Annotated in this window: 17 protein-coding genes and 2 tRNA genes; 12 read left to right on the top strand and 7 right to left on the bottom strand. The window is 64.7% G+C overall.

The window, feature by feature from the left end; genetic code table 11:
* Positions 1–132: 132 nt before the first annotated feature.
* Entirely contained in the window at positions 133–795 is a 663-nt protein-coding gene (locus RND64_RS14320) for a peptidase S1 family protein (RefSeq protein ID WP_049698396.1), read from the bottom strand.
* A 344-nt stretch (positions 796–1,139) separates the two neighbouring features.
* Here RND64_RS14320 and serA point away from each other — a divergent pair, with 344 nt between their 5' ends.
* The 4 genes from serA to RND64_RS14300 all read left to right on the top strand — a co-directional run bounded on the left by serA (position 1,140) and on the right by RND64_RS14300 (position 5,331).
* Positions 1,140–2,735, top strand: coding sequence for a phosphoglycerate dehydrogenase (gene serA, locus RND64_RS14315; protein ID WP_049698395.1), 1,596 nt, complete (start codon positions 1,140–1,142; stop codon positions 2,733–2,735).
* On the top strand, positions 2,732–3,742 hold the full coding sequence (locus RND64_RS14310; protein ID WP_331436082.1) for a 3-isopropylmalate dehydrogenase: 1,011 nt from the start codon (positions 2,732–2,734) through the stop codon (positions 3,740–3,742). The genes serA and RND64_RS14310 overlap by 4 nt, the downstream gene beginning before the upstream one ends.
* Before the next feature lie 249 nt (positions 3,743–3,991).
* Complete coding sequence (locus RND64_RS14305; protein ID WP_049698393.1) at positions 3,992–4,342, top strand: GntR family transcriptional regulator; 351 nt, start codon at positions 3,992–3,994, stop codon at positions 4,340–4,342.
* The gene (locus RND64_RS14300; RefSeq protein WP_049698392.1) at positions 4,339–5,331 is read left to right on the top strand and encodes a hypothetical protein; all 993 of its coding nucleotides are present in this window, start codon (positions 4,339–4,341) and stop codon (positions 5,329–5,331) included. Before RND64_RS14305 ends, RND64_RS14300 begins: the two co-directional genes overlap by 4 nt.
* A 33-nt stretch (positions 5,332–5,364) precedes the next feature.
* On the opposite strand, the gene RND64_RS14295 is transcribed toward RND64_RS14300, so the two are convergent.
* On the bottom strand, positions 5,365–6,582 hold the full coding sequence (locus RND64_RS14295; protein ID WP_049698391.1) for an MFS transporter: 1,218 nt from the start codon (positions 6,580–6,582) through the stop codon (positions 5,365–5,367).
* A 171-nt stretch (positions 6,583–6,753) separates the two neighbouring features.
* Between RND64_RS14295 and RND64_RS14290 the strand changes: the two genes are divergently transcribed.
* The 5 genes from RND64_RS14290 to RND64_RS14270 all read left to right on the top strand — a co-directional run bounded on the left by RND64_RS14290 (position 6,754) and on the right by RND64_RS14270 (position 10,150).
* A complete protein-coding gene (locus tag RND64_RS14290; protein WP_049698390.1) occupies positions 6,754–7,527 on the top strand; it encodes a fumarylacetoacetate hydrolase family protein in 774 nt (257 codons plus the stop codon).
* Positions 7,524–8,348: an alpha/beta fold hydrolase gene (locus RND64_RS14285; protein ID WP_049698389.1), complete on the top strand. Its 825-nt coding sequence runs from the start codon at positions 7,524–7,526 to the stop codon at positions 8,346–8,348. Before RND64_RS14290 ends, RND64_RS14285 begins: the two co-directional genes overlap by 4 nt.
* Before the next feature lie 43 nt (positions 8,349–8,391).
* Positions 8,392–9,870 carry a glutamate--tRNA ligase gene (gene gltX / locus RND64_RS14280; protein WP_049698388.1) on the top strand — a complete coding sequence of 493 codons (1,479 nt, stop codon included), beginning with the start codon at positions 8,392–8,394 and terminating at the stop codon, positions 9,868–9,870.
* A gap of 85 nt (positions 9,871–9,955) precedes the next feature.
* Positions 9,956–10,027 (top strand) — tRNA-Gln (locus RND64_RS14275).
* Between the two features lie 50 nt (positions 10,028–10,077).
* Positions 10,078–10,150: transfer RNA gene (locus RND64_RS14270), tRNA-Glu, on the top strand.
* Positions 10,151–10,256: 106 nt separating this feature from the next.
* Here the strand turns inward: RND64_RS14270 and RND64_RS14265 are convergent.
* Together RND64_RS14265 and RND64_RS14260 are read right to left on the bottom strand one after the other, a co-directional pair.
* Positions 10,257–10,775: a pyridoxamine 5'-phosphate oxidase family protein gene (locus RND64_RS14265; RefSeq protein ID WP_049698387.1), complete on the bottom strand. Its 519-nt coding sequence runs from the start codon at positions 10,773–10,775 to the stop codon at positions 10,257–10,259.
* An 18-nt stretch (positions 10,776–10,793) separates the two neighbouring features.
* Entirely contained in the window at positions 10,794–11,531 is a 738-nt protein-coding gene (locus tag RND64_RS14260; RefSeq protein ID WP_049698386.1) for an IclR family transcriptional regulator, read from the bottom strand.
* Between the two features lie 114 nt (positions 11,532–11,645).
* Here RND64_RS14260 and leuC point away from each other — a divergent pair, with 114 nt between their 5' ends.
* From leuC to RND64_RS14245, 3 genes are all read left to right on the top strand, one after another.
* The gene (gene leuC, locus RND64_RS14255; RefSeq protein ID WP_049698614.1) at positions 11,646–13,073 is read left to right on the top strand and encodes a 3-isopropylmalate dehydratase large subunit; all 1,428 of its coding nucleotides are present in this window, start codon (positions 11,646–11,648) and stop codon (positions 13,071–13,073) included.
* A 70-nt stretch (positions 13,074–13,143) separates the two neighbouring features.
* Positions 13,144–13,737: a 3-isopropylmalate dehydratase small subunit gene (gene leuD / locus RND64_RS14250; RefSeq protein ID WP_049698385.1), complete on the top strand. Its 594-nt coding sequence runs from the start codon at positions 13,144–13,146 to the stop codon at positions 13,735–13,737.
* Positions 13,738–13,913: 176 nt separating this feature from the next.
* On the top strand, positions 13,914–14,564 hold the full coding sequence (locus tag RND64_RS14245; protein ID WP_049698384.1) for an HU family DNA-binding protein: 651 nt from the start codon (positions 13,914–13,916) through the stop codon (positions 14,562–14,564).
* Positions 14,565–14,661: 97 nt separating this feature from the next.
* Here RND64_RS14245 and RND64_RS14240 read toward each other — a convergent pair whose 3' ends face one another.
* The 3 genes from RND64_RS14240 to cofC are packed head-to-tail and all read right to left on the bottom strand — an operon-like array spanning position 14,662 to position 18,739.
* The gene (locus RND64_RS14240; protein WP_049698383.1) at positions 14,662–15,576 is read right to left on the bottom strand and encodes an NUDIX hydrolase; all 915 of its coding nucleotides are present in this window, start codon (positions 15,574–15,576) and stop codon (positions 14,662–14,664) included.
* 45 nt (positions 15,577–15,621) lie between these two features.
* On the bottom strand, positions 15,622–17,820 hold the full coding sequence (locus RND64_RS14235; RefSeq protein ID WP_049698382.1) for an RNA degradosome polyphosphate kinase: 2,199 nt from the start codon (positions 17,818–17,820) through the stop codon (positions 15,622–15,624).
* Positions 17,821–17,827: 7 nt separating this feature from the next.
* Positions 17,828–18,739: a 2-phospho-L-lactate guanylyltransferase gene (gene cofC / locus RND64_RS14230; RefSeq protein WP_235434311.1), complete on the bottom strand. Its 912-nt coding sequence runs from the start codon at positions 18,737–18,739 to the stop codon at positions 17,828–17,830.
* Between the last annotated feature and the right edge of the window lie 30 nt (positions 18,740–18,769).

Raw genomic sequence — 18,769 nt, 5'->3', positions numbered from 1 at the left:
CGTCAGGGAGCCGGGCCGGTGTCGTTGTGCCGGTGGCGCTCGGCGTCGACCTGAAGTCGTTCACGCGAAAACGCAACACCCCGAGGCAAATTGCTTGCCTCGGGGTGTTGCGTCGGTTCTGGGATCAGTCGATCAGATCAGCGAGAAACCCTTGTACCTGGTCGATTTCACGTAATCGAGCACGGGGCCGATGTTCGTTCCGGTCTCCGGTCCGATGCAGCCGACGAAGTAGTACGCGTTGACCATGCCGACGAGTCGGTCGCCGACAACCACGGGGCTGCCCGAATCGCCTTCGATGACGCAGATCTGTGAGAAGTGAGCGTCACCGTCGGAGAACCACGCGATGCCGCAGGTGTTGCCGGTGGTGCGACCCTGCTTGCACGCGATGGTGGGGAAGCTGAGGGGCGTGGGGTCGATGCGGTTGATCGTCACACCGTTCACGGTGCGCAGCGGTACGACGCGGCTCCTGTCGAACTCGATGATCGCCACGTCTTCTTTGGGATCCGAATAGGTGATGGTGCCCGCCTGGCCGCGGCTCTGGAACGTCTCGGAGACCACCTTTTGTCCCGGCTTGCCACAGTGGCCCGCGGTGATACCGATCAACTCGCCGGTCTTGGCGTTGCCGATCGTGGTGAGGGTGCAGGCGGCCGCGCTGTTGCCTCCCTTGAGGACCAGGATTCCCGAGCCGCCGCCGAGGTAGATTTTTGCCGGGGCAGCAGTGGCGCTACCGGACCCCCAGCCGGCAAGCAATACCGCTGCGAGAACAGCCAGCATCGCTGTCAGCTTCCTCATCATTCACATGCTCCACTCTTGTTAACACCGGTCCCGCCTGAGCGGCGGGTCATGCACACCGTAACGGTCAGCGGCCAATACGATCTGCACATGGAATCCAGATGCGGTTGCTTTGCAACCTGCTCGTGATGACTCGTGTTGACGATCGCCAGCCGCGTAATGACGATCACAATGTACAGGTGTTTCCTGAGTAAGTGCTTCGACGACGCAGACCGGCTGTTCAGGCGCCTCGGACGCCCCTCTAAGCTGAGTCCCGTACGTCCTTGGCGCTTCGATCACGTCCCTCGACATGTCGACACGTCTTCGGCGTCTCGATTCCTGTGTAACCGATCTACGGAGAATTCACTGTGACCTCAGCTGGCAGTCCGGTCGTCCTGATCGCCGACAAACTGGCCCCCTCGACCGTGGAAGCGCTCGGCGATGGCGTCGAGGTGCGGTGGGTCGACGGCCCTGACCGTCCCAAGCTCCTCGAGGCAGTGGTCGACGCGGACGCAATCCTCGTGCGGTCCGCCACCACCGTCGACGAGGAGGTGCTCGAGGCGGGCAAGAACCTCAAGATCATCGCCCGCGCAGGCGTGGGTCTCGACAACGTCGACGTACCTGCCGCGACCGCGCGTGGCGTGATGGTTGTCAACGCCCCCACCTCCAACATCCACACCGCCGCCGAGCACGCGGTCTCCTTGCTGCTCTCGGCCGCACGTCAGATCCCGGCCGCCGACGCGACCCTGCGTGAGCACACCTGGAAGCGTTCGTCGTTCAACGGCGTCGAGATCTTCGACAAGACGGTCGGCGTCGTGGGGCTCGGTCGCATCGGCCAGCTCGTCGCCGCGCGTCTCGCCGCGTTCGAGACACACGTCATCGCCTACGACCCCTACGTCTCGCCCGCGCGTGCGGCGCAGCTGGGCATCGAATTGGTCAGCCTCGACGAACTGCTCGAGCGTGCAGACTTCGTCACCGTGCACCTGCCGAAGACGCCGGAGACCCTCGGGTTGATCGGCGCCGACCAGCTCGCGCGCACCAAGAAGGGCGTGATCATCGTCAACGCCGCCCGCGGTGGACTCGTCGACGAGCAGGCTCTCGCCGACGCGATCACGTCGGGTCAGGTGCGTGCCGCGGGCCTCGACGTCTTCGCCACCGAGCCGTGCACCGATTCGCCGCTGTTCGAGCTGCCGCAGGTCGTCGTCACGCCGCACCTCGGTGCGTCGACCAGTGAGGCGCAGGATCGCGCAGGTACCGACGTCGCCAAGAGCGTGCGTCTCGCGCTTGCAGGTCACTTCGTTCCCGACGCGGTCAACATCACCGGTGGAGCCGTCGACGAAGAGGTCGCTCCGTGGCTGGAGATGTCGCGCAAGCTCGGCGTCCTGATCGGTGCCCTGAGCAGCGAACTGCCGTCGTCGATCGTCGTCGACGTTCGCGGTGAGCTCGCGTCGAGCAACGTCGACGTCCTCGCGCTGTCTGCCCTTCGTGGACTCTTCTCCGCCGCACTCGACGAGCCCGTGACCTTCGTCAACGCACCCACGGTTGCTGCCGAGCGTGGCGTGACCAGCGAGGTCGTCACCAACACCGAGAGTCCCAGCCACCGCAGCGTCGTCGACGTCAAGGCCGTCTACGCCGACGGCTCTGTGCAGAACGTCTCGGGTGCCATCACAGAGCCGCGCCAGGTCGAGAAGATCGTCAACATCAACGGCCGCAACTTCGACCTGCGGGCCGAAGGCCTCAACCTGCTCGTCAGCTACGTCGACCAGCCCGGTTCGCTGGGCAAGATCGGCACGCTGCTCGGAAACGCGGGTATCGACATCCTCGCCGCGGCGCTCTCGCAGGACGCCGACGGCGGCGGCGCGACCATGATGCTGCGCGTGAGCACCAAGGTCGACGACGCCGTGGTCGCCGAGATCTCGAACGCTGTCGACTCCACTCTGATCGAGCAGGTGGATCTGTCATGAAACTCGCGGTCATCGCCGGAGATGGCATCGGCCCGGAGGTCATCTCCGAGGCACTCGGAGTTTTGACGACGCTCGTGCCCGACGTGGCGGTCACCGAGTACGACCTCGGTGCTCGTCGCTACCACCGCAACGGAGAACTGCTCACCGACGACGATCTGGCGTCGCTATGTGAGCACGACGCGATCCTCCTCGGCGCCATCGGCGATCCGTCGGTGCCCTCGGGAGTGCTCGAACGCGGCCTGCTGCTCAAGATGCGGTTCGCGCTCGACCATCACGTCAATCTGCGGCCGTCGCATCGTTTCCCGGGGGTGACCTCGCCGTTGGCGGGCGACCCGGACATCGACTTCGTCGTGGTCCGCGAGGGCACGGAGGGTCCGTACACCGGAAACGGTGGAGCGATCCGCGTCGACACCCCGCACGAGGTCGCGACCGAGGTCAGCGTCAACACCCGCTACGGGGTGGAACGAGTGGTGCGCAACGCCTTCGAGCGTGCGACCAACCGTCGTAAGCATCTGACGCTGGTCCACAAGACCAACGTGCTGACGTTCGCGGGATCGTTGTGGAGTCGCACCGTCGACGCCGTCGCCGCGGAGTACCCCGACGTGAGCGTCGACTACTGCCACGTCGACGCCGCGACGATCTACCTCGTGACCGATCCGGGCCGGTTCGACGTGATCGTCACCGACAACCTGTTCGGCGACATTATCACCGACATCGCGGCAGCGGTCAGCGGCGGCATCGGCCTGGCGGCGTCGGGCAACATCGACGCCACGGGCACCAACCCCTCGATGTTCGAGCCGGTGCACGGCAGTGCCCCCGACATCGCAGGCCAGCAGAAGGCCGACCCGACCGCGGCAATCCTGTCGGTGGCGCTCCTGCTTGATCACCTCGGATACGCCGACGAGGCGCGCCGCGTCGAAAAGGCCGTCGCCGACGATCTTCTCGACCGCGACGGCGCGACGCTGTCGACCGGCGAGATCGGCAAGCGCATCCTGGATCGTCTCTAGTCAGCTGTCCTCTTCTCGGGCCGGAACCTTCGGGTTCCGGCCCGAGTCGTTTGTGGCCACTGGCTCAACCCGCGCAGATACTCTCACCCGCTACTTTCACCCGCAGAAAACCGCGCCCCTCGGGACATCCGCATGTACCGGTACATACGAGCGACCCACGGGACGTAACTTTCTGCGCAGCGCAGCGCGCGGCAGATCGACGCGGCGAAGATAGTTGTTCTATTTGAACTAGAACTATATGATTGGGGCGTGCTCATCCGCATCGATACCGCAGATCGCGCGCCGATCTTCACCCAGATCGCCGCGTCGGTACGTGGCGGCATCGCGCGGGGAGAGCTGGCCCAGGGTGAGCGGCTTCCGTCCGCTCGCGACCTCGCTGCATCGCTCGACGTCAATATCCACACCGTGTTGCGCGCCTACCAAGAATTGCGCGACGAAGGACTGGTCGAGCTTCGCAGGGGCCGAGGTGCTGTGGTCTCCAGCGATGCGCCGCGCAATGCCGAACTCGCTGATGCGCTGGACCGACTCGTCGACGCGGCCCGCCGCTTCGGAGTCGGGCCAGCGGAACTGAACGTCGAAATCACCAGGAGGATGTCATGAACCATCCGTCGTCTCAACGCCGTTCGGGGAGGGTGGCAGCGGTCCTGTTGGGCACGCTTCCGTCGATCGCGGTGCTCGCCGTCGCGCTGGTGCTCTTGCGTATCTGGCGCGCGGAGCTGCCGAAAGAGATTGCTACGCATTGGAACTCACACGGAGTCGACGGCACGATGAGTGTGATCGGCGTCGTCGCCTCCGTGGTGGTGATTGCGGTTCTCGGAGCGGTTCTCGGAGGTGCGGCGGGGTGGTTCATACGTGACGGTAGGCTGCTACGACTGGCGCTCGCACTCGTCAACGGACTGACCGTGTTCATGGTGCTCGGGATCGTGGGTAGCGTTGGCTCCCAACGCGGTACCGCCACGGTGTACGAGATCGGTGTTCCGGCAATCGAACTCGCTGTCGCGGGAGTGATCGGACTGGTCGTGGGTCTGATCACCGCTGCGCTGGTGCGCCCGACCCAGCAGGCAGCACCTGTGCCGGTCGGCGAACTACCGATGGCCGAACTCGCAGTGGGAGAGCGCTTTTTGTGGCAGCGTCGGGTATCGACGTCGGCGGGTTCGCTGGTCGTCCTCGGCCTTGTGCTGGTGTCGATTGTCATGCTCGCGGTGCTCCTGCGGGAGCCATGGTTGTTGCTGCCGGGTGTCATCGCCGCGTTGGCCGGCGCGATCCTGTGGTCTGCCCGCGTGACTGTTGATCGGGAGCGGATCGCCGTGCGGGGCGTTGTCGGATGGCCCCGGATGACCGTCCCGATGAGTGACGTCGTGCGTGCTGAGGTCACTCAGGTCAACGCGTTGCGCGACTTCGGCGGTTACGGTGAGCGGCTCTGTGTGCACGGGCGGTTGCGTGGGGTACGCGGGATCGTCCTGCGGTCAGGCTCGGCCCTGTTGATCACTCGAACCGACGGAAGCCGTCAACTCGTCGTCGTTCCCGATGCGCAGCAGGCCGCAGGTTTGGTGAATGCGAGTCTCGCGCAGGCATCCTCGCATCGATGAGTGTCTCACCCGGTGGTGAAATGTGTCGCGCAGTCAGGCGACCAACTCCTCCTGCGGCACTGCGTCTTTCGGGATGAGTGGGGTCGCCACAGCGGGAGCGACAGCGCTGACGAGAAAGGCGAGCGGAAATCCTGCGGCGCCGATCAGAAGTCCGAAGAGGGGTGTGGTCGCCGCCGTTGCCAGGTACTGGGCGGTGTTCTGGATAGCGAGTCCGCGGCCACTCCACTGCGGCCCTGCATATTCGGCGATCGCGGTGAATGCGAGACCGTTGTCGGCGACCGTGATCACCGAGGCAATCATCATCAATGCGGGCGCCAACGGCGTGTGCAGCCAGTCGGCGACGGCGAGCAGCGCCATCGCCGCCGCCGCGCCGAGCGCTATCAGCCGAATCGGCCGCATCCGTGACAACCAGGCATCCGACCAGCGACCGGCCGCGATCCTGCCCAACGCGCCGATCACCTGGGTGATCGTCACCAAAATGCCCGCTGCGGCGGGTGACCAGTGCCGCGCGACGATCAGCCAGGTCGGTACGAATGTCCACAGCATCTGCTGCGGGATCACCAACAAGACGCTGACCGCGTGGACCCGCGCCAGAAACCAGCTCTCGCGGTAGGGGTTTCGACGTTGCGCTGAGGCGGTGGCGCCGGTTGTCGACGGTGTGGGCGGATCGATCACACCGAACACGACGGCAGCCAAACCGATTGCGGTCACGACAGCGGGCACCGCCAGCGCGGCCGCGACGGAGTGTCGTGCGGCGATCACTGGCATCGTCAGTGCGCAGACGCCGATCCCCAGCGGCTGTGCCATCTGCCGAATTCCCATTGCCGTGCCACGCAATTCGGGAGGAAACCATCCGACGACGATGCGTCCGCTCGCGCCGTTGGCCGCACCAGAACCCACTCCGGCGATGAACAGACAGGCCGCGATCGCGACGTACGACGCCTGGGCGGCCGCGGTAATCGCGGCAGCGGATGTGCCGACAAGAGTGATGGAGACCGAGATCAGCAGGATCGTCCGCTCGCCGTATCGATCGAGCAGCGTGCCCCAGCCGACGATCGCGATCATGAGGCCGATCGTCGGGATCGTGGCCAGCACAGAGGCCTGGGCGAGCGACATGCCCTGCTGGGTGTGCAGCGCGGGAATGAGGTAGGCGACACCTCCCACGACAACCGCAGTCGTCATCGCGGCGATGAGCGAGCACGCGAGCATGGTCCAGCGCCTGGTGTTGGTGATGGTGGACGTGGTCGTCATCGCGGACCTCCCTCGGGTGTGTCCTGGCAGCGGTGGCCAGGTGGCGTCGTCGCGCATCTCGAACGACTCTCAAATAATGAGATGCAATGTTCACATTCTAAGACTGATGCGACGTCGGCTCAATTTCACGTCCCACAGAGTGGACGCGATGCGTGCGCTAGTGTTCTTGGTATGCGTCTTGGCCGAATTGCGAGTCCTGATGGTGTGGCTTTCGTCTCGATCGAAGAGTCGGATGGCTCCTCGATCGCCAAGGAAATCGCCGAACATCCCTTTGGTACACCGACGTTCACGGGCAGATCGTGGCCTTTGGTCGACGTCCGATTGCTGGCGCCGATCCTCGCGTCCAAGGTGATCTGCGTCGGGAAGAACTACGCGGCACACGCCGCCGAAATGGGCTCGGAAGCGCCGGAGAGTCCTGTGATCTTCCTCAAACCCAACACCTCCATCGTTGGACCCGAGGTGCCCATCGTGCGTCCGCCGTCGTCGGAACGTGTCGACTTCGAGGGCGAACTCGCCGTCGTGATCGGACGTCCGTGCAAGGACGTGAAGGCTGCCGACGCCGCTTCTGCGATCCTCGGTTACACGGTCGCCAACGATGTGACCGCCCGCGATCAGCAGAAGATCGACGGCCAATGGACGCGCGCCAAGGGCTACGACACCTTCTGCCCCCTCGGACCCTGGATCGAGACCACGTTCGACCCGTCCGACGCTGCGATCACCACCGAGCTCGACGGCGAGGTACGTCAACGCAGTCGCACGTCGCTGATGCTTCACGACGTCGGCGCACTGGTGGAATGGGTCTCACGCGTGATGACTCTGCTCCCGGGCGACGTGATACTCACCGGAACTCCCGAGGGAATCGGTCCGATGGTTGCCGGACAACGTGTTTCGGTCACGGTCGAGGGCATCGGCACCTTGAGCAATCCGGTGGTCGACAAGCCGTGAGCGGATCGGGCGTCGCACACGTCAACGAAATAGAGATCGCCTACGAGCGCACGGGGACGGGTCCCGCCGTCGTGATGGTGATGGGCAGCGGCAGCCCCGGGCGGGTGTGGAAGGCCAATCAGGTTCCCGCGCTTGTGAAAGCGGGGTACGAGGTCGTCACATTCGACAACCGCGGGATCGCGCCATCGTCGGAGTGTGCCGACGGCTTCACTCTCGACGACATGGTCGCCGACACCGCGAGCCTGATCGAATCGCTCGGCATTGCACCGGCATTCGTCGTCGGAACCTCTCTCGGCGCACGGATCACGCAGGAGCTTGCGCTTGCGCGACCGGATCTCGTCCGCGGCGCGGTGATGATGGCGACCTATGGGCGCACCACCGTTCTGCAGGAGACCTTCTCGGTGGGCGAGCGTGCGCTCTACGACAACGGGGTCGAGCTGCCGCCCGAGTACGAGGCAGCGATCACTGCCGAGTTGAATCTCTCGGCGCACACACTCGCCGACGATCGCACGACCCGCGACTGGCTCGACGTCATGATGTTCTCGCAGCAGAAGATGACGCCCGGCATGCGTGCGCAACTGGGAATCCACACGAACGAGCCCAACCGACTCGACGCGTACCGACGCATCGCCGTCCCGTCGCTGGTCGTCGGATTCAGCGACGACAGACGGCTTCCTGTCGAGCTCGCTCGTGAAGTGGCCGACGCGATCCCGACAGCGGAGTATGCGCAGGTCGAGAAGGCCGGGCATTTCGGATATCTCGAGCAGCCGGCCGAGGTGAATCGACTGCTGGTCGACTTCCTCGGTCGCCACCGCGACTGAGCAGGCGGTCGGCGGTCGGTACCCATTCGATACGCTGACCTCCATGAGCAGCGCGCAGGGAGTCCGTGTCCGTTTCTGTCCGTCGCCGACGGGCACACCGCACGTCGGAATGGTGCGGACCGCGCTGTTCAACTTCGCCCAGGCGCGTCATGACAAGGGCACCTTCGTCTTCCGGATCGAAGACACCGACGCCGCGCGCGACAGCCAGGAATCCTACGACGCCATCCTCGAGTCCCTCCGCTGGCTCGGGCTCGACTGGGACGAGGGCCCGGAGGTCGGGGGCCCGTACGCGCCTTATCGACAGTCGGAGCGTCGCGGCATCCACAAGGACGTCGTCAAGCAACTCCTCGACGCGGGTGAGGCCTACGAGGCGTTCTCGACGCCCGAGGAGGTCGAGGCACGTCACCGCGCGGCAGGGCGTGACCCCAAGCTCGGTTACGACAACTTCGACCGCGACCTCACCGACGAACAGCGTGAGGCCTATCGCGCAGCGGGACGCAAAGCCGTTGTCCGCCTTCCGATGCCCGACGACGACATCACCTGGAACGATCTCGTACGCGGGCCGACGACCATCAAGGCCGGCACCGTTCCCGACTTCGCACTCACCCGCGCCAACGGCGACCCGCTCTACACGCTCGTCAATCCCGTCGACGACGCGATGATGAAGATCACCCACGTGCTGCGCGGTGAAGACCTCTTCTCGTCGACGCCCCGCCAGATCGCGCTGTATGAGGCGCTCATCCGGATCGGAGTCGCCGAGCGCGTCCCGGAATTCGGACATCTGCCATTCGTGATGGGGGAGGGCAACAAGAAGCTCTCCAAGCGCGACCCGCAGTCGAACCTCTTCCACCATCGCGACCGCGGGTTCCTCCCGGAGGGTCTGCTCAACTACCTCGCCCTGCTCGGGTGGGGCTACTCCCACGAGACCGACGTGTTCACGCTCGACCAGATGATCGACAAATTCGACGTCCGCGACGTGAACTCCAACCCGGCACGCTTCGATCAGAAGAAGGCCGACGCGATCAACGCCGAGCACATCCGCATGCTCGCACTCGACGACTTCGCGGCGAGGCTCAAGGCATACCTGGTCACCCAGGGATTGTTCACCGATCCGATCGACGACGAGCAGTTCGCCACGATCGCAGAACTGGTACAGACCCGCATCCAGGTTCTCGGTGAGGCATGGCCGCTCATCTCGTTCCTCTACGTCAGCGATGACGAGTTCGCGATCGACGAGAAGTCGGCAGCAAAGAACCTCGGCGCCGACGCCGCGCCGGTCCTCGACGCCGCGATCTCGACGCTGTCCTCGCTTGCCGAGTGGAATACCGATGCCATCCAGGAAGCCCTGACGACGGCGCTGGTCGACGGACTCGAGCTCAAACCACGAAAGGCATTCGGACCCGTGCGGGTGGCGATCACCGGATCGCACATCAGCCCGCCGCTGTTCGAGTCGATGGAGTTGCTCGGACGCGACAAGAGCCTCGCGCGGCTCCGCTCGGCGGTGGGCCAGGTGGCCATTTAGCGGGTCTGACCAGGCGATTTGTAGTAACCCGGTCGGCCTCTGCTAGGCTATCGCAGGTTGTTTTCCTCACGGAGAACGAGACCTTTGGGGTATGGTGTAATTGGCAACACAGCGGTTTCTGGTACCGCCATTCTAGGTTCGAGTCCTGGTACCCCAGCGAAAGCCGGGACACCAAACCCTGGCTTTTACAACTGAATATCGAGTCTTGGCCCCGTCGTCTAGCGGCCTAGGACGCCGCCCTCTCAAGGCGGTAGCGCGGGTTCGAATCCCGTCGGGGCTACAACAAAAAGTGCACCTCTCCTCCGAGAGGTGCACTTTTTCGTTGCCGCCTTTTATTGCGCACCATCGAGAGCGTCAATCGAAATGCGCCGATCAGAATGCGCCAGTCAGGCTGGTGAGGTCGATGAGGTGTCGATGACCGCCGTCGACCCGGCGACCGGCATCGGGTCGAGGCCCAGCTTCCGGTGATCCCAGGACCGAACGCGCGCCGGGACGAGCCGCACAGCGACGCGCTTGTGCATCATCTGGTCGACGAAGGGCTTCATCTCGTCGGTGTAGGGGCCGGTGTATCGCTCCCAGACGCTCACGCCGATGCGGTGGCAATGGTCGGGATCGTCGTAGATCTCCGCATGTCCTTCAAATGCGACGCCGCGCAGAGTGTCGTAGGTGTCGCCGTCCTCTATGAGGACCGAACAGCGTGCGTCGCGGCCGAGATTGACCGCCTTCTGTGACTTGGCCTTTGTCTCGAACCAGATCTCGCCGTCGATGACGCCGTACCACATGGCGACGAGGTGGATGCCGCCGTCGGCGCCGTGGGTCGCGAGAGTTGCTGTGCGACTGCGTTCGACGAAGTCGGTGATCTCGGCGTCGGACATGACGATCTGTTGACGTTGGTTTGTTCCCATGCCCAGACGCTAACCGAATCAGCCTCGCGCGGTTGGCACTAACCGTTTCTGGATGGCCTCGGCGGCGGCGAGTAGATCGGCCGCCCACCGCGCGCCCGGGCGTCGGCCCATTCGATCGATCGGCCCGGAGACCGAGATCGCCGCAACCACATCGCCGTTGGCGTCGCGCAGCGGTGCCGAGACGCTGGCGACACCCGCGGCTCGCTCGCCGGCGCTCTGCGCCCAGCCGCGTCGGCGGATCTCGTAGAGCGCACGTTCGCTGAAGACGCTGTCGTGCAGAAGAGCCCGCTGAGTCGACGGTTCGGCCCAGGCGAGCAGGACCTTGGCCGCCGAGCCCGCGCTCATCGGGAAGCGGGTGCCCACAGGTACGGTGTCGCGCAGTCCCGTTGGCGGTTCCATGGCCGCGATGCAGACGCGTTCGGAGCCTTCACGGCGATAGACCTGAACGGATTCGCCGGTGATCTCACGCAGTCGGGGGAGCACCATGAGTGCGGCCTCCTGGATGGGATCGTGCGCGCTCGACGCCAATTCGCCCAGGGCCGGCCCGGGGTACCACCGTCCGGCGGCGTTGCGTGCGAGCAGGCGATGCGTCTCCAGGCCGACTGCCAACCGATGGGCCGTTGCCCTTGGCAGGTTGGTGCGCTCGCAGAGCTCCGTGAGGTTGGCCGGAGCCTGCGCGACGGCCCGTAATACGATCACGGACTTGTCGAGGACACCGATTCCGCTCTGCGGTTCCGGTGCGCTATCCTTTCCCATAGGACGATACTAGCGGTCCACATCGTGAGATGCACGCGAGAGACGGCACAGCCCGCCGACCCTCGCCGCACCCCACCCGAAACCACAAGTGCTACAGCCAGAATGAGTGCAGTGATGACGAACAGCGCAAGTAAGCCTCGTACTCTCGCCGAGAAGGTGTGGGACGACCACGTCGTCGTACGCGGAGACGCGAACGGTGGCAACGACCCCGATCTGATCTTCATCGATCTCCACCTCGTTCACGAGGTCACGAGTCCGCAGGCATTCGAAGGTCTGCGGCTCGCGGGCAGGCCCGTCCACCGGCCGGACCTGACGATCGCGACCGAGGATCACAACGTGCCGACGGTCGACACAAACCTGCCCATCGCCGACCCGGTGTCGCGCACGCAGGTCGACACCCTGCGAAGCAACTGTGAAGAGTTCGGTATCCGCCTGCACCCCATGGGCGACAAGGAACAGGGCATCGTTCACGTCGTCGGTCCTCAGCTGGGACTGACCCAGCCCGGAATGACGGTTGTCTGCGGTGACAGTCACACGTCGACCCACGGTGCCTTCGGTGCGCTCGCAATGGGAATCGGGACATCGGAGGTCGAGCACGTACTCGCGACGCAGACGCTGTCGTTGCGACCATTTCGGACGATGGCCATCACGGTCGACGGCGAGTTGCCGCCCGGTGTCACGAGTAAGGATCTGATCCTGGCCGTTATCGCCAAAATCGGTACGGGCGGCGGACAGGGCTACGTACTCGAGTATCGCGGTAGCGCCATCGAGAATCTCTCGATGGAAGCGCGGATGACAATCTGCAACATGTCGATCGAGGCGGGCGCGCGTGCGGGCATGATTGCTCCCGACGAGACCACCTTCGAATTCCTCAAGGGCCGTCCGAATGCTCCGAAGGGGGCGGATTGGGATGCGGCCGTCGAGTATTGGAAGTCATTGCGCACCGATGACGGCGCCGAATTCGACGAGGAAGTGCACATCGATGGCGCTTCGTTGAGTCCCTTCGTCACGTGGGGTACGAATCCCGGCCAGGGAGCGCCACTCTCGGCTTCGGTCCCGGACCCGGCCGACTTCGGCGACGAGAACGCGGCCGGCGCGGCGTCGAAAGCTCTTGAGTACATGGACCTCACCCCGGGAACCCCGTTGCGCGAGATCAGCGTCGACACCGTCTTCGTCGGCTCGTGCACGAACGGTCGGATCGAGGATCTGCGTGCCGTCGCCGAGATCCTCGACGGTCGGACGGTCGCCGAAGGTGTTCGGATGCTTGTGGTCCCGGGCTCGATGCGGGTGCGTGCGCAGGCCGACGAGGAGGGTCTCGGCGAGATCTTCACCACGGCAGGCGCGGAGTGGCGTCAGGCCGGATGCTCGATGTGTCTTGGAATGAACCCAGATCAGCTCGCGCCCGGCGAGCGCTGCGCGTCGACGTCGAACCGCAACTTCGAAGGGCGACAAGGCAAGGGCGGCCGTACACATCTCGTGTCACCCGCCGTTGCCGCGGCAACGGCTGTGCGAGGCACGCTGTCGTCGCCCGCGGATCTGTGACAGGCGCGCGACGCGCCGTCTGACTCCGCCATCACCGAAGCCAACTCCCAGATCGCAAGAGGCACACACCATGGAACCGTTCATCACCCACACAGGCATCGGCGTTCCGCTGCGTCGAAGCAATGTCGACACCGACCAGATCATCCCCGCCGTCTACCTGAAGCGCGTGACCCGCACGGGTTTTGAGGACGGACTGTTCGCCGGCTGGCGGACCGACCCCGACTTCATCCTCAACGTCGAGCCCTGGAATCGCGGCTCGGTTCTGGTCGCGGGTCCCGACTTCGGCACCGGGTCGTCACGTGAGCACGCCGTCTGGGCGCTGTCGGACTTCGGATTTCGCGTCGTCATCTCGTCGCGGTTCGCAGACATCTTCCGCGGCAACGCCGGAAAGGCCGGCCTCGTCGCCGCGCAGGTCGAGCAATCCGACGTCGAACTGATCTGGAAGCGTCTCGAAGAGCAGCCGGGTCTCGAACTGACTGTGAGCCTCGAAGATCGGACCGTAACCGCGGGAGACCTCGTGGTGCCGTTGACAATTGATGACTACACGCGGTGGCGTCTGATGGAGGGCCTCGACGACATCGGGCTGACATTACGGCAGGTAGACGCGATTTCTGAGTATGAGCAGCGTCGCCCGTCATGGAAGCCGACAACATTGCCGCTCTGATTTAAGGCTCTGCATAAGCCTTTCCGCGATACCACGACGGAAGTGCCCGAAAGCGTGACGAATTGGTGACACGTCGCGCTAATTGGCGTGGAAGATGGAAGTTTTCGGCGTCGACGTTTACCGTGTGGTGGTAGCTGGCCTGATAAGAGGGCCAGATCGGCTTGCGGAGGTATCCAATGAACAAGGCAGAGCTCATCGATGAGCTGACAGTAAAACTCGACACGGATCGAAAGACCGCGACCCAGGCGGTCGAGCAGTTGGTCGATTCGATCGTGCGCGCAGTCAACAAGGGTGAGAGCGTCACCATCACCGGATTCGGTGTCTTCGAGAAGCGTCGTCGCGCACCGCGCGTCGCGCGCAACCCGCGCACGGGTGAGACCGTGAAGGTCCGCGCGACATCGGTGCCCGCGTTCCGCCCCGGCGCTCAGTTCAAGGCAGTCGTCTCCGGCAAGCAGAAGCTCGCCTCGTCGGGTCCTGCCGTGAAGCGTGGCAGCGCGGCCACCACGGGCACTGCGGCCAAGAAGACCACTGCGGCAAAGAAGTCGACAGGCACCGCGGCGAAGAAGACCACCGCTGCGAAGAAGACGACGACCGCGGCCAAGAAGACCACGCCGGCCAAGAAGACCACCACCGCGGCGAAGAAGACCACCGCGGCCAAGAAGACCACGCCGGCCAAGAAGACCACCACCGCGGCGAAGAAGACCACCGCGGCCAAGAAGACCACGCCGGCCAAGAAGACCACCACCGCGGCCAAGAAGACCACGGCCACGCCGGCAAAGAAGACGACGGCCAAGAAGACAGCCGCCAAGAAGACCACCCGTCGCTGAGAGTCAGCAGCGTCGAGTACACACCCTCAACTCACCCCCGATGGCCTTCCCCCGTCGGGGGTGAGGTGTATCCGGACCGATTAACCCGTGTGACAGGTCATTCCACGTCGCGGTGAGGGAGTGGACTGTCGATATGGTCGGCGGCGACGAGCTTGCCCTGATGTGTCGACACCACCCAGGCGCTGGCCTTGCGATTGCGCGCGGCGGGCAACGAGGCGCCGTCCTGTTTGCCCCACCACTCCATGAGGGGCGGAATCACCTTGCCCTGACTGCACACTGCGCGCACGACGGGTCCCGAGTCGGTCGCGAGGTCGACGATGCGTCGTTGCGCGGCAACGGGGTCGTCGCGGAAAGCCTCTTCTGACAGCGTCGATTCCATGATGATCGGCACCCCCAACGCACGCGCGGTCGGTGCTAGGGTCTGTTCGCACCTGGTCCGGTCGGCGCTGTGGATCTCGTTGGTACCGAACGCGGGAAGCATCACCGACAGCGCGTCGGCCTGTGCGCGTCCTTCGGCGTCGAGCGGACGCAGCCTGTCGTCGCCGTGATACCTGGAGCGACTGCCCGCCTTGGCGTGGCGAACCAGCACCAGTGTATCGAGATCGGCTGGGAGCCTTAGGAATTCACGTAGTACGCGGCGATCCTGCGAGTAGCTTAGGAGACGCTCGGCGGCGTCGACGCCGAGCCACTCCATCTCGTCGACTTCATGGTTCTCGACGAAATCTCCGCCGACGGCTCGAGCCGACCAGTACCGCACGCGCTTTCGGCCGCTCGAGATGTTGTAGCTGACATCGCGGAGATACCTGCCCACGCGTACGCGGTAGCCGGTCTCCTCGCCGATCTCGCGGACCGCGGTCATGACCAGTGTTTCGTCGGCTTCGATCTTCCCCTTGGGAAGCGTCCAGTCGTCGTAGCGAGGTCGATGGATCACACCGATCTCGACACTGTTGTTCTCCCGTGGCCGCCACAGCACGCCGCCAGCAGCCCAGATCGTCTTGTGTGTCTTAGACATTGCCTGTGATGTTAGTGGCCGAAGGTTACGAAAAGGGTGGCCTCGTCACATACCTGCGTCGCGACGGCGGGTACGCCGCATCATCTGTCGCTGATGGTCGCGTACCTCCTCGCCCGCAGCGGGCGAGGCCCGCCAGCTACCGTCCGACTGCAGGACCCAGCATCGCGTGCGGGGGTCGAGTGCCGAATCGAAGATGTCGCCGAGTTCAGCGGTGAGTCGGTCGTCGCGCACCTGCACCATCACCTCGATGCGTCGATCGAGGTTCCGGTGCATCATGTCGGCGCTGCCGATCCAATACTCATCCTGCGCCCCGAAGTGGAAGATGCGTGAGTGTTCGAGGAATTGGCCGAGGATCGAGCGCACATGAATGTTGTCGCTGACGCCTGGCATCCCGGGACGCAAGGCGCAGATTCCACGCACGACGATCTCTACCGGAACACCGTTCTGCGATGCGCGGTACAGGGCATCGATCACCTGCTCGTCGACGAGAGCGTTGGCCTTCAACCGAACTCGGGCGCGCGGATCGCCCTCGTGCTTGAGTTCGATCTCACGGTTGATGCGCTCGACGATGCCGGAACGAATCCCGGTGGGAGCGACCAGGATGTTGCGGTACTCGCGTTTGCGGGAGTAACCGGTCAGCGTGTTGAACAGGTCGGTCAGGTCGGCGCCGATGTCCGGTGCGGCAGTGAACAACCCGACGTCCTCGTAGAGCCGCGCGGTCTTCGGGTTGTAATTGCCGGTGCCGATGTGGCAATAGCGTCGGATCGACGATCCCTCACGACGCACCACAAGGCATGTCTTGCAGTGGGTTTTGAGTCCGACGAGGCCGTAGACGACGTGCACGCCTGCCTGCTCGAGCTGTCGCGCCCACTTGATGTTTGCCTGTTCGTCGAAGCGCGCTTTGATCTCGACGAGCGCCACGACCTGCTTGCCTGCCTCGGCAGCGTCGATGAGCGCGTTGACGATCGGCGAGTCGCCCGAGGTGCGATACAGCGTCTGCTTGATAGCGAGAACCTGCGGGTCGGCAGCGGCCTGCTCGATGAAGCGCTGCACGCTCGTCGAGAACGAATCGTAGGGGTGGTGGACGAGGACGTCGCCTTCGCGCAGCGTCGAGAACACACTCTTGGGTGTCTCCCGCTCGCCGAAGGCGGGATGCGTCGACGGAACGAACGGCGGGTCCTTGAGCTGCGGCCGGTCGAGTGAGCCGATCTCGAACAGCGACGCCAGGTCGAGCAGTCCGGGAACCTGAATGACGTCGGCGGGGTTGACGTCGAGTTCACGTAGGAGCAGTTCGAGCATGTGCTCGGTCATGTCGTCGGCGACCTCGAGTCGGACCGGCGAACCGAACCGGCGCCGTGCGAGTTCACGTTCGAGCGCCTGAAGCAGGTCTTCGTCGCGATCCTCTTCGACCTCGAAGTCTGCGTTGCGCGTGATGCGGAAGGCGTGGTGCTCGACGATCTCCATGCCGGGGAACAGATGTCCGAGATTGGCGGCGATCAGATTTTCCATCGGCAGGAAGATCGCGGTGCGATGTCCTTTTCCGTCTTTCTCTGTGCTCGGCGGCATCAGTCGATCGACACGAACGAACCGATTGACGTTGTCGGGCACCTTGACTCGCGCGAAGTGCTCGCCGCCTTCGCCCGCGTCGCGCACGGTGACAGCGAGATTGAGACTCAGTCCGCTGATGTAGGGGAAGGGGTGGGCAGGATCGACGGCGAGGGGCGTCAGCACCGGGAACACGTCATCGTGGAAGTACTCGACCATCCGGGCCTGCTGGGCCTCGGTGAGTTCCGACCACCCGACGACGTAGATGTCGTTGTCCGCCAAGGCAGGACGCACCGAGTCGAGAAACACTCTGGCGTGCCGGTCGGCAAGAGTCTGAGTGCGGCCGGCGATGCGCAGCAATTGTTCGCGTGGGGAGAGTCCGTCGGCTGAACGGACCGACAGGCCGGTTTCGTCACGGCGCTTGAGACCCGCGACGCGGACCATGAAGAACTCATCGAGGTTCGACGCGAAGATGGCGAGGAACTTCGCGCGTTCGAGCAGCGGGATCGACGTGTCCTCGGCGAGGGCGAGGACACGCGAATTGAAGTCGAGCCAACTCAGCTCGCGATTGAGATATCTGTCCTCAGGAAGATCGGCTGACTCGCCCGGTTCGAGAGTTGCCGCGGGCGGCGCACCAGGAATCGCACTGATCGGTTGTGTTGAGACCTGAGTCGTCGTGGTGTCGTCGGCTGTGCTCACCGTTCAATCATGACGCATCGGACTGTTCGCCGACACCGCTGGCCGTCGCGCCGGGAATCCGGACATCTTTAAGTACCGACCTCGTGTGCTCGCCGACGCCGAGTCGCAGTGCTGCGATGAGATCGCCGACGGTGTCGACGTCGGTGCGCACGTCGGGCCAGAGGAGATGCTCGGGGTCGAGTTCGACAACTCCCGCGGCACGGTGTGCCGCAGCCGAATCCGGCCCGAAACGCGGTAACTCGTGTGCCGTCATCGGCCGCAGCAGAAGCGACGTGCCGGTGCCCGCACGGTCGGTCACCATCGACTCGCCTCGTTCGACCGCGGCGTCGACGATCTCGCGCAGACTCGTCGGCTGCGCGGCGGGAAGGTCGGCCTGGACGATCAAGACCTGCCGATGCGCAGGCCACCTGGTCCGAGCCGTGGCGGCACCGAGCGCGTACGCCGCATTCAAGTCGCCTGCGACGTCGCCGGGCTCGTCGACGACGTGTGCCGCGAGCTGTTGCGCCCGCTCGCGGACACGGTGATCAGGGGTCACGACGACGACGTCGCGAATCCCCGCTTCGTGCAGGGTGGCGATGGTGTCGGCGAACATGGCGAGTACGAACGCACCGGGGTCGGCGCGCAGGCGCTCGCGCTGGGCGGGCGAGAGCGTTGCCGGAGCACTGTCGGCAGCAATCTTCCCGCCGCTCGTGTCCCCACCGCTCGTTTCCGCGCCATGCGCTGCGTCGTCGCCCATGGTCGAGACGAGACGTGATTTGGCGTCGCCGAGTCGCTTGACCGCGAGGACCGCGACCATGCTGCCGAGCGTGCACTCGTCGCCGGAGTCGTCGCAGTGCTGACCGCGATCGGCGGGTCGCGGAGCGTCGGCGGGCATGCGTCGTCGCTCGTTCGGATGACCGCGTACACACGAGAGGGTCATGTAGACATGATGACCCATGCGGGAGAGCGC

Origin of the sequence: Gordonia sp. w5E2, assembly GCF_036540975.1 — a bacterium.
GTDB lineage: Bacteria > Actinomycetota > Actinomycetes > Mycobacteriales > Mycobacteriaceae > Gordonia > Gordonia jacobaea.
Note: the sequence above shows the minus strand (reverse complement) of the source record. Positions and strands in the feature narration are given on the sequence as shown.

Coding starts and splice junctions, on each gene's coding strand:
- leuD (WP_049698385.1), top strand. CDS start 13,144: ATGGAACCGTTCATCACCCACACAGGCATCGGCGTTCCGCTGCGTCGA.
- RND64_RS14310 (WP_331436082.1), top strand. CDS start 2,732: ATGAAACTCGCGGTCATCGCCGGAGATGGCATCGGCCCGGAGGTCATC.
- RND64_RS14295 (WP_049698391.1), bottom strand. CDS start 6,582: ATGACGACCACGTCCACCATCACCAACACCAGGCGCTGGACCATGCTC.
- RND64_RS14300 (WP_049698392.1), top strand. CDS start 4,339: ATGAACCATCCGTCGTCTCAACGCCGTTCGGGGAGGGTGGCAGCGGTC.
- RND64_RS14240 (WP_049698383.1), bottom strand. CDS start 15,576: ATGTCTAAGACACACAAGACGATCTGGGCTGCTGGCGGCGTGCTGTGG.
- RND64_RS14265 (WP_049698387.1), bottom strand. CDS start 10,775: ATGGGAACAAACCAACGTCAACAGATCGTCATGTCCGACGCCGAGATC.
- RND64_RS14260 (WP_049698386.1), bottom strand. CDS start 11,531: ATGGGAAAGGATAGCGCACCGGAACCGCAGAGCGGAATCGGTGTCCTC.
- RND64_RS14290 (WP_049698390.1), top strand. CDS start 6,754: ATGCGTCTTGGCCGAATTGCGAGTCCTGATGGTGTGGCTTTCGTCTCG.
- RND64_RS14245 (WP_049698384.1), top strand. CDS start 13,914: ATGAACAAGGCAGAGCTCATCGATGAGCTGACAGTAAAACTCGACACG.
- leuC (WP_049698614.1), top strand. CDS start 11,646: ATGACGAACAGCGCAAGTAAGCCTCGTACTCTCGCCGAGAAGGTGTGG.
- gltX (WP_049698388.1), top strand. CDS start 8,392: ATGAGCAGCGCGCAGGGAGTCCGTGTCCGTTTCTGTCCGTCGCCGACG.
- RND64_RS14320 (WP_049698396.1), bottom strand. CDS start 795: ATGATGAGGAAGCTGACAGCGATGCTGGCTGTTCTCGCAGCGGTATTG.
- cofC (WP_235434311.1), bottom strand. CDS start 18,739: ATGACCCTCTCGTGTGTACGCGGTCATCCGAACGAGCGACGACGCATG.